The sequence below is a fragment of the Methylobacterium hispanicum genome (genome assembly GCF_022179285.1).
GTDB classification, from domain to species: Bacteria; Pseudomonadota; Alphaproteobacteria; order Rhizobiales; family Beijerinckiaceae; genus Methylobacterium; species Methylobacterium hispanicum.
In genome coordinates this window covers 37,355-46,829 of the sequence record NZ_BPQO01000041.1, presented here as the reverse complement: position 1 = coordinate 46,829, position 9,475 = coordinate 37,355, and the positions used below count along the sequence as shown (strand labels likewise).

Below are 9,475 nucleotides of genomic sequence, written 5' to 3'. Positions count from 1 at the left end.
CCGGCCAGAACGCCCGCATCGACGGCCGCCTGGAGCTGGCTGCGGCGCGCCGAGACCCGGGCGTAGTCGATCCCACCGCCCACAAGCCCAACCAGGACCGTGCCGCCGAGGCCGAAGATCAGAGCGACGGAGCCCCGGCGGTCGGCGCGAAAGGCCGCGAGGGCGCCGCGCGCGCGACAGCTCCGCGCCCTCCTGTGCCGACCCCCCCGCATCACATCGTTCGCCCGCGCAAATCTTCGCAGGCGACATCCTTAGGACCGGGCAGGTTAATGAACCGCGCTGCCTCGTCAGGTTGTAAATATCTGCGGAATCACAGCTTAAGTTGCAAGGACAACGCGCCGCGACCCCACAATCGCGGCGGGAAAATCTCACGGGTTGTAAAGGGTGGTGCGCCTAGAACTGCCGATCATGTCCGGCGCTCCGATGGGACGATCTGCCGGACCGCGCAACCGGCCCTGGAATATGCCTGCCCCGAGCGGCCCTCCCGCACTCCTGTCGCGAGATCGATCGACATCCCTGCGGGCTCGCCTGCTCGGTGCCGGGCGCGATTTCGCGCGGGCGCGCTCGGGCGCGGGCGCGGTCGAGTTCGCGCTGCTGGCGGTCCCGTTCCTGCTGCTGCTCTGCGTGGTGGTGGAGGCGGCCATGATGACCCTGTCGCAGCAGACGCTGGACAGCGCGGTCGATCGGGCGACGCGCGCGCTGCGCACCGGTGCGTTCCAGGACGCGGCGGACGGCAACGACCCGGCCAGCCGCCTGCGCCGCATCATGTGCGGCAGCGCCGCGGTGCTGTTCCGCTGCCAGGACCTCAGGCTCGACGTGACGCGGGGCTCGAGCTTCGGCGCGGTCCGCCCGGCCGAACCCTACGACAGCCAGAGGAAGGGCTGGGCCCAGAGCTTCGGCAGCACCTTCCAGTGCCCGCTGGGCGGGGACATCGTCGCCCTGCGGGCGGCCGTGCCCGTGCTGCGCCTGTTCAACGCGCTCGATTTCACCCGCCATCCGATGGGCGCCAACAGCCAGCTCCTCGTGTCGACGGCGATCTTCTCCACCGAGCCCTATGCCGGGAAGGTCTGCCAGTGAGGCCGGGGCCGCTCGCCCGGCGCTTCGCCCGCGCGCGGTCTGGCGCCAGCGCGGTCGAGTTCGCGATCATCGTGCCGATCCTGCTCGGCCTGTTCATGGCCGCCGTCGAGCTGCCGCGGGCCTTCTCGACCGCCAAGCGGCTCGATCTCGCCGCCAGCACCATGGCGGACCTGATCTCCGGCACGAATCCCCCGCTCGACGAGGTCTTCGCGGCCGCGCAGGCGGTGGCGACGCCCTACGACATCGGGGCCGCGGGCATCGTGCTCACGGCGGCGGGCGTCTACCTGAAGGACGGCGCCGCCGTGGCGCGGGTCTGCTCGAGCGCGGCGCAGAAGGACGAGGCCCGCAGCGTCGGCTCGGTGATCGGGCCCGCGCCGACGGGGAGCACGGCGGGCGGGCGCTACGTGATGGCGGAGGTGCGGATGCGCTACGCCGCCCTGTTCCGGGTCTTCCCGACCCTTGCCAACTGGACCTTCTCCTACACCACGGTCTGGCCGGTGCGGGAGGGCAGGGCCTACTGGGGCAACGCCGAGGTGGTGCTGCCCGGCGGACAGCCCTGCCCGCCGGTCTGAGCCCCTCATCCGGGGGGCAGCACCTCGATCTGCAGGCCGCCGTAATAGGCCGCGAGGTCGTCGATCTCGGCGTCCGTGAGATCCTTGGCGACGACGTTCATCACCGCGTTGCGGCGGGTGCCGTCCCGGTACTCCCGCAGGGCCTTGACGAGGTAGACCTCGACCTGGCCCGCGAGGTTCGGCGCCTCCGGCAGCTTCGAGAGCCCGTCGAGCCCGTGGCAGGCCTGGCAGGCGGCGGCGCGCTTGCGGCCCGCCGCGGCGTCGCCCCCGGCCGCGGCCGGGAGCGCGCCGAGGAGCAGCGCCGCGAGGGCGAGGCCAAGCGGCTTGCTCGGACCCCTCACTTGTCCCCGCCCTCGTAGGAGATGCGGTAGATCGCGCCCGCGGTGTCGTCCGAGACGAGGAGCGAGCCGTCGAGCAGCACCGCCACGTCCACGGGGCGGCCGAGATACTCGCCGTCCTGCGTCAGCCAGCCCTCGGCGAAGGGCTTCACGGAGGCGACCTTGCCGTCGGCGCCGAGCGTCGCGAACATGATCCGCGCGCCCACCGGCGTGGTGCGGTTCCACGAGCCGTGCTCGGCGATGAAGATCCCGCCCTGGTAGGCCTTCGGGAACTGCTTGGCCGTGTAGAAGGTCAGCCCGAGATCGGCCGCGTGCGGCGGCAGTTCGGCCAGCGGCGCCACGGCGTTCGCGGGCGGGGTTTGGTCCTTGTACTCGGTGGTGCGGACCTGGCCGCCGCCGTACCAGGGGAAGCCGAACGTCTCGCCGGCCTTGGTGGCGCGGTTCAGCTCGCCCGGCGGCGTGTCGTCGCCCATGCCGTCCACTTGGTTGTCGGTGAACCAGAGGCTCTTGTCGGGCGCGAAGTCGATGCCGACCGAGTTGCGGATGCCGGTGGCGAAGACCTCGCGGTTCTTCCCGTCGGCATCGACCCGGACGATGCCGCCGATGCCGGTCTTCGCGTAGAGGTCGAGCTTGTCGGCGGGCGGCACGTTGTAGGGCTGGCCGAGCGCGATGTAGGTCTTGCCGTCCGGCCCCACGCGGCAGACGCGGGCGGTGTGGTTGTAGCTCTCTTCCGACGCCGGGATCAGCTCGCCTTGGCGGACCACGATGCCGGCGGCCACGTCCGGGTTCTCGTAGAAGAACTCGGCGGCCGGGAAGGCCAGCACCCGGTTCTGCTCGACCACGGTGAGCACGCCGTCGCGCGAGAAGCAGACGCCGTTCGGCACCTTGAAACCGATGCCCGGCGCGAAGGGGCGCACCTCGTCGGCCACCCGGTCCTTGTCGCGGTCGGTGACGGTGTAGACCTTGCTCTTGCGGGTGCCGACGAAGAGCACGCCCGCATTGGGGCCGACCGCGATCGAGCGGGCGTCCGGCACCACGGCGTAGAGGTCGATCTTGAAGCCCGCGGGCAGCGTGATCTTGGAGAGCGTCTTGCGGATGGCGTCGGCGCGGCGCCCGGTCTGCGGCACCTCGGGCGCCGGCTCCGTGCCCGTGCTCTTGAAGGCCTGGAGCTTCTCGAGGTCGTCGGCCTTGCCCTTGGTCTCGCCGGGCTGGGCGCCCTGCGCGAGGGCGCCGGTGGTGAGTGCGGCGCTGGCCAGAAGCGCGGCGAGGATCTGTGAACGCATGGGTGTCTTCCCCGGTGCCGCCCCGTGATCGGGCGTTCGGGGGCAAGTCTTGCGCGCGAGACAGCGGCGCGCAAGGTGATCCGATGACGGCCGGAGGCGGCCGTCCGCGCCGGGGTGGCGCCCTGGCGCATCCGTGAAGGCGGCCGGTTCAGGCCACCTTGCGCGGCACCAGCCGCTCGCTCCCGAGCGCCTCCTCGGCCCCCGAGATGCCGGCCTCGGTGTACTCGGCGTCCTCGTTGACCCGCCAGACGTCGTGGCGGCGCTGGCCCGCCAGGATGTTCTCCACGGTCAGCATCGCCGTCATCATGGCGTGGTCCTGGTTGTTGTACTTGTGCATGCCGTTGCGGCCGACGAGGTGCAGGCTCGGGAAGTCCCGCTCCAGCTCCATGCGGACCATCGCGACGTTCTCGGCGTAGGTCTCGTCGTAGACCGGGTAGGCCTTGGGCTGGCGCACCACGCAGGCATCGACCACGTCGGCCGGGTCGATCAGGCCGATCTTGCCGATCTCCGCCTTGGCGAGCGCGACGAGGTCCGCGTCGGAGCTGTTCCAGAGCCCGTCGCCCTCGAAGCAGAAATACTCCAGCCCGAGGCAGGTATGGCCCGCATCCGGCACCATCTCGGGCGACCACGAGAGGAAGTTCTGCACCCGGCCGACCTTCACGGACGGGTCGTGGATGTAGATCCAGTTATCGGGGAAGGTCCTGTCGGACTTCGCGATCAGCGCAACCGTGAGGAAGTCGCGGTACTGCAGGGCGCGGGCGTGGAAGGTGCTGAGCGGCCGCGGGCGGATCGCGTCGACGAGTTCGCGCACCGGCGCCGAGGAGACGAGGTTGCGGGCCGTGTAGGTCTCGCGGCTGCCGTCGCCCATGAGCACGCTCACCGTCCAGATGCCGGTGGCGGCGTCGTAGCCGAGCCCGTCGACAGCGCGGTCGAGCAGCACCTTGCCGCCCTGGGCCCGGACCTTGGCGGCGGCGGCCTCCCACATCATGCCGGGGCCGCGGCGGGGATAGCGGAAGGATTCGATCAGGGTCTTGATCACCGGCTCGCCGGCCTTGCCACCGGCCTTGGGCTTCCCCCGCAGCCCGAGCGAGCGCATGAGCGCGTCGCGGATCGCGGCGCCGAGGTCGAGCCCCTTGATGCGCTGGGCCGCCCAGTCGGCCGAGATCGCGTCGCAGGACATGCCCCAGACCTTCTCGGTGTAGGTCTTGAAGAAGATCGAGAACAGGCGCTCGCCGAACTGGTTGCGCACCCAGTCGTGGAAGCTCTTGGGCCTCTCGATCGGCTTGGCGCGGGCGTACAGGTAGGAGAGCACGCAGGCCGTGCTGGTGAGCAGGCCGAGGTTGCGCAGCGCCTCGAAGGCTTTCAGCGGGTAGGCGTAGTACTTGCCCTGGTAGTAGATCCGCGACAGGCGCGGGCGCTCGATGAAGTCGTCGGGCAGGAGCTCGTCCCAGAGATCGACCACGGCCTTCGACTTCGAGAAGAAGCGGTGCCCGCCGATGTCGAACAGGTAGCCGTTGTGGGAGACCGTGCGGGAGATGCCGCCGACCTGGGCGGGGTCGCGCTCCAGCACCGTGACGGAGCGGCCGTGCTTCGACAGCAGGTAGGCGGCGGTCAGCCCCGCGGGCCCTGCGCCGATGACCAGCGTCTCGGTGTGATGGCTCATTCCCGGCTCCGGCGGGGCGGTCCCCCCATGAGGTCCGCCCGAACGTGCCGGAGTATCGCCCGGAAGGGTTAACGAGGGCTGTCCCGGGGCCGCCGCGGGCCCGTCCCGGCCCGGTCAGGAGATCCATTTGAGGGCGCGGATGACGCCCATGTCGGCGGCGCGGCGATGGGCCGAGACGTCGCGCCGCCCGGCGATCTCGGCCTGGTTGGCCGCATAGTAGCGGTAGGCGCGCAGCAGCATCTCGCTGTTCGACAGGGTCGGGCGCCAGCCGAGCGCGGCCTTGATCCGCCCGGTATCGAAGGTGAAGTCGGCCGCGATCATGCGGTAATGGTAGGGCCCGAGCGGCGAGAGCCGGAGCGCGTGCGCGGCCCGCATGGCGAGGACGGCCGGCCCCTTGGGCAGGCCGACGATCCGCGAGCGGCTCCCGGTCTCCGCGATGACGTGTGCGAAGCTCTCGCGCATGGTGTCGACCCGGTCCGAGCCGATGCCGAAGGTGCCCGCGCGGCGCTGCTCCCAGGCCAGCAGCATCGCGGCGATCAGGTCGCGGGCGTAGATGAACTGGTAGCGGTGCGAGCCGTCGCCGACCGTCCAGACCCGGCGCCCCTCGGCGATGAACTCGAACAGGATCGCGAGGAGGCCGAGGCGTCCCTCGTCGATGATCGTGGGCGAGCGGATCACCGTCACGGCGACGTCGCGGGCATGGGCGGCAAGCACCTTCTCGCCCTCCCATTTGCTCGCGCCGTAGGGCTCGCAGGGCTCCGGCGCGTCGTCCTCGCGCACCGGCCGCGCGAAGCCGCGGCCCCAGAGGCAGTTGCTGGAGATCGCGACGAGGCTCGGCACGCCCGCCGCCGCGGTCGCCGCCGCGAGGCTGCGCGTGCCCTCGACGTTGGAGGACCACATCTCGGCCTCCGGCACGGCGCCGTGGGCGAGGAGCGCCGCGCAGTGGAACACGCCCGCGAAGCCGCCCCCCGACAGGATCCGGTCGAGGCCCGGCCGGTCGCGGATGTCGCCGACGACGCCCTGCAGCCGCGGATGACGCCGCACGCCCGGCAGGAGGTCGATGCTCGTGACCGCGTGCCCGGCCGCCAGCAGGTCGTCGATCAGGAGGGATCCCAGGAAGCCGGAACCGCCGGTGACGAGAAGACGGGCCATGTCGGTTCTCAGTTTCGGTTCTCAGTGTCGGTTCTCGGTGTCGGTTCTCGGTGTCGGTTCTCAGACGGGCGCCGCGCGCGGGACCGCGACGCTCGGCCGGCCGTCGGCCGGGGCGAGGAGGCGCCACGCGGCAGCGAACAGGGTGCCGGGCACCAGCGCGCACAGGATCGGCAGGTCGAGAATGAACAGCACCCGGGCGAGGGGGACGAGGAGCCAGGTGGCGAGCGCGAGCGGGGCCGCCGGCCGGCCGAGCGCCAGCAGGGTCAGGCCCGGCGCGACCAGGGCAAGCTCGTAGTGGCTCGCGTAAGGGAGCATCACGATCGGGGCGAGCAGGACGACGAGGAGCGCCAGGGGATCCATCTGCGGGCCGTCCCCCGCCCGGCGCAGGGCAGCCACCCCCGCCGCGAAGGCGAGGAGCGTCGCCGTTCCCTGGAGCGCCCAGGCGCCGGCCGGCGGCATGCCCCAGAAGCGCGCCGCGAAGAAGGGCGAGACCGAGGTCTCGATCCAGCGCGCGTGGAACTCGGTGATGAAGGCGCTCTGCAGGGGCATGGTCACGCCGATGAAGCGCTCCCACGGGCCCGGTCCGAACAGCAGGACCGAGAGGCCGACGAGCGCCGCGGTCGAGAGGGCGGCCGCCGGGATCCAGCGCCAGCGCCCCGCGAAGAGCAGGACGAGCCCGAGCGCCAGGGCGAATTGCGGCTTGACCGAGAGCAGGCCGAGACAGAGCCCGGCGATCCAGGGGCGGCGCCGGCTCTCGAGCACGGCCAAGGCCGCCGCCAGCGCGATGAGGCCGCCGAAATGGCCGTAGAGCACCATCGCACCGGCCGGCGGCGCGGTGCAGACCACGAGAATGAACCATCCCCGCCGCGCCGCGGGCCCCAGCCAGAGCCGCGTCGCCACGGCCAGGGCCGCGAGGTTGACGAGCGTCCAGGCGATCACGGCCGGCAGGAAGGGCAGCAGGCCGAAGGGGAGCAGGAGGACCAGGATGTGCGGCGGGTAGACGAAGAGCAGCTTCGGATCGTGGGCGATCTCGAACACCGCCATCACCGTGTCCCGGTAGGCCGCCGGGTCGGCGAGCACGGCGCCCTGTCCCGACAGCGCGAGGCGCGGCGCGAGCCAGAAGTTGACGAAGTCCCGCCCGAACGGCGTGCCGACGAGCCAGCCCTTCAGGTCCCAGGGCCGGATCCCGAGCCAGTTCGCCAGGGTGACGGCGGCGCCCGCGGCCACGATGAGGCGCTGCCGTGCCGAGAGGGATTGGGGGACCATGGCCGAGGCTCCGCGATCCGGACCGCGCGTCCCGTCGGGACGGGCGGACCCTTGACGTCTCGCGCCCCCGGTTCGAATCGGCTCTCCGCCCGATCCGGGAACAGTCCGGCACGGTTAACCGGGCCGGCCTGACAGCCGATTAACGCCGCGCCCGATCCGGCGCTTGACCCGCCATTAAGCGGATCACGCCCATCCTCACGCCGTCGCGGCCGCGCATCCGCGGCTGCGCGGAGTTGACGGCGGATGACGACGGGGATCGCGGTGCAGGCGCCACTGAGGGCGCGGGTCGATGTCCAGCTCGTGCTCTGGCTCATCGTCGGGTTCTCGCTGCTCACGCTGAACGCGCCGGCCGACCTCTGGGGCACGATCACGCGCCTGCGCGTGCCCGACACCGACGACGCGATGCGCCTCGTGGGCGTGCGCGACCTGCTCGCCGGCCAGGGCTGGTACGACAACGTCCAGTACCGGTTCCTGCCGCCGGGCGGCGTTCCGAGCCACTGGTCGCGCCTCGTCGACGCGCCGATCGCCGGGCTGATCCTGCTGCTCTCGCCGATCGCCGGCCGGCCGCTCGCCGAGGGGCTGACGGCCGTGCTCTGGCCCCTGCTGCTGCTCGGCCTGTTCTGCCTGATGGTCTATCGGGGCGTGCGCGAACGCTTCGGGCCCCGCGCCGCGGTGCTCGCGGTGTTCGTGGCGACGCAGACCTTCGGCATCCTCGTCCAGTTCCAGGCGGGCCGGGTCGATCACCACAACCTGCAGATCCTGGCGATCTTCGGCCTCGCCCTCTGCCTCGTCCGCAGCGGCCTGCGCCCGGGGCTCGTCGGCGGCGGGCTCGCCGCGCTCTCCCTGGCGATCGGCCTGGAGGCGCTGCCCTACATCGCGCTGGGCGCCCTCTTCCTCGCGGGCGACTGGGTGCTGCGCGGCCGGGCGGCGCTGCCGGCCTTCCTGGGCTTCGGGCTCGGGCTGTCGGCGGCCTTCCCGCTCTTCGCGGCCCAGACCGCGCCCGGCCTCTGGGCAACCGCGTACTGCGACGCGCTCTCGCCGCCCTGGCTCTGGCTGGCGGCGGGCGGCTGCGCGGCGGCGCTGGCCTGCGCGGGCCTCGACCGGCGTCTGACCTCGGCCGGCGCACGCCTCGGTCTCGCGGCGCTCTGCGGCGGCGCCCTGCTCGGCGGGTTCGCCGCCCTGGCCCCCGCCTGCCTCGGCGGTCCCTTCCCGGACATGACGCCGCTGGTGCGCGCGCACTGGCTCCACACCGTCAACGAGATGTCCTCGGTCCCGAAATTCGTGGCGTGGCGGCAATGGGAGATCCTGGCCTTCTACCCGATCCTCGTCGTGGCGGCGGCTGCTGCGACCTGGGCCGCCTTCCGCGGTCCGGAGCGGCGTCTCTTCCGGGTCGCCGCCCTGTTCCTCTGGCCCGGGGTGCTGCTCGGATTCGTCCAGCTGCGCGGCATCTACGTCGCGGTGGCCTTCGTGCCGCTGGTGGCCGGCCCTGTGATCGACCGAGCGCTCGCGGCCGCGCCGCATCTCAGAGGGGCGCGCCTCTGGGGAGCGTTGGCGCTGAGCGCCGGCCTGGTCGGCTCGAGCTGGACGGCGCTCGCGCTGCTCGCGGGGGCGCTTACCCCAACGGCCGCGAACGGCCGCGATCCGGCCGGCGCGGTGACCTGCCACGCGGACGCCGCCGTGGCGCCGCTCGCCGCCCTGCCACCCGGCACGGTGCTGGCGCCGATCTTCATCGGCCCCTCGATTCTGCTGCGGACGCCGCATTCCGTGGTGGGCGCGCCCTACCACCGGGCGATTCCGGGCCTCACCGCCGTCCTCGAGGGCCTCGGCGGGACCGAGGCCGACCTGCGGCGGCAGGTCCGCGCGCATGACATCCGCTATCTGGCGACCTGCCCGTCCCGGCCCGGCGACGACCTGCAGGCGGAAACCGCCTTCGCGACGCGTCTCACCCGCGGCGAGATCGCGGTGCCGTGGCTGGAACCCGTGGACCTTCCGGGCAGCGCGCTGCGGGTCTGGCGGGTGCGTTAGAGAATCGTGCTGGATATCGGATCCAGCACGATTCTCTAAGCTCTCGGTCTTGCATCATCTTCGTCCGAAAGCCGGCAGCCACCTTTCGGGATGATGCTC

General features: G+C 72.1%; 9 protein-coding genes. 3 read left to right on the top strand and 6 right to left on the bottom strand.

Annotation, left to right across the window (positions count from 1 at the left end):
• On the bottom strand, nt 1-212 hold a 212-nt coding region (locus tag MFF56_RS29250; protein ID WP_238231953.1), incomplete at its 3' end, for a TadE/TadG family type IV pilus assembly protein.
• A gap of 250 nt (nt 213-462) precedes the next feature.
• Here MFF56_RS29250 and MFF56_RS29245 point away from each other — a divergent pair.
• Both MFF56_RS29245 and MFF56_RS29240 read left to right on the top strand, forming a co-directional pair.
• The gene (locus MFF56_RS29245) at nt 463-1,077 is read left to right on the top strand and encodes a TadE/TadG family type IV pilus assembly protein (protein ID WP_066925839.1); all 615 of its coding nucleotides are present in this window, start codon (nt 463-465) and stop codon (nt 1,075-1,077) included.
• On the top strand, nt 1,074-1,649 hold the full coding sequence (locus MFF56_RS29240; protein ID WP_238231951.1) for a TadE/TadG family type IV pilus assembly protein: 576 nt from the start codon (nt 1,074-1,076) through the stop codon (nt 1,647-1,649). The genes MFF56_RS29245 and MFF56_RS29240 overlap by 4 nt, the downstream gene beginning before the upstream one ends.
• A gap of 5 nt (nt 1,650-1,654) precedes the next feature.
• On the opposite strand, the gene MFF56_RS29235 is transcribed toward MFF56_RS29240, so the two are convergent.
• The 5 genes from MFF56_RS29235 to MFF56_RS29215 all read right to left on the bottom strand — a co-directional run bounded on the left by MFF56_RS29235 (nt 1,655) and on the right by MFF56_RS29215 (nt 7,351).
• Nucleotides 1,655-1,990 carry a c-type cytochrome gene (locus MFF56_RS29235; protein WP_066923432.1) on the bottom strand — a complete coding sequence of 112 codons (336 nt, stop codon included), beginning with the start codon at nt 1,988-1,990 and terminating at the stop codon, nt 1,655-1,657.
• Nucleotides 1,987-3,270 (bottom strand): PQQ-dependent sugar dehydrogenase, encoded by a 1,284-nt coding sequence (locus MFF56_RS29230; RefSeq protein WP_066923435.1) that lies wholly within the window; start codon nt 3,268-3,270, stop codon nt 1,987-1,989. Before MFF56_RS29230 ends, MFF56_RS29235 begins: the two co-directional genes overlap by 4 nt.
• A gap of 148 nt (nt 3,271-3,418) precedes the next feature.
• Complete coding sequence (locus tag MFF56_RS29225) at nt 3,419-4,933, bottom strand: NAD(P)/FAD-dependent oxidoreductase (RefSeq protein WP_066923438.1); 1,515 nt, start codon at nt 4,931-4,933, stop codon at nt 3,419-3,421.
• Nucleotides 4,934-5,047: 114 nt separating this feature from the next.
• A complete protein-coding gene (locus MFF56_RS29220) occupies nt 5,048-6,085 on the bottom strand; it encodes an NAD-dependent epimerase/dehydratase family protein (protein WP_066923441.1) in 1,038 nt (345 codons plus the stop codon).
• Between the two features lie 60 nt (nt 6,086-6,145).
• The gene (locus tag MFF56_RS29215) at nt 6,146-7,351 is read right to left on the bottom strand and encodes a glycosyltransferase family 87 protein (protein ID WP_238231949.1); all 1,206 of its coding nucleotides are present in this window, start codon (nt 7,349-7,351) and stop codon (nt 6,146-6,148) included.
• Between the two features lie 243 nt (nt 7,352-7,594).
• Here MFF56_RS29215 and MFF56_RS29210 point away from each other — a divergent pair, with 243 nt between their 5' ends.
• Nucleotides 7,595-9,376 (top strand): hypothetical protein, encoded by a 1,782-nt coding sequence (locus tag MFF56_RS29210; RefSeq protein ID WP_066927882.1) that lies wholly within the window; start codon nt 7,595-7,597, stop codon nt 9,374-9,376.
• The last annotated feature ends 99 nt before the right edge of the window (nt 9,377-9,475 follow it).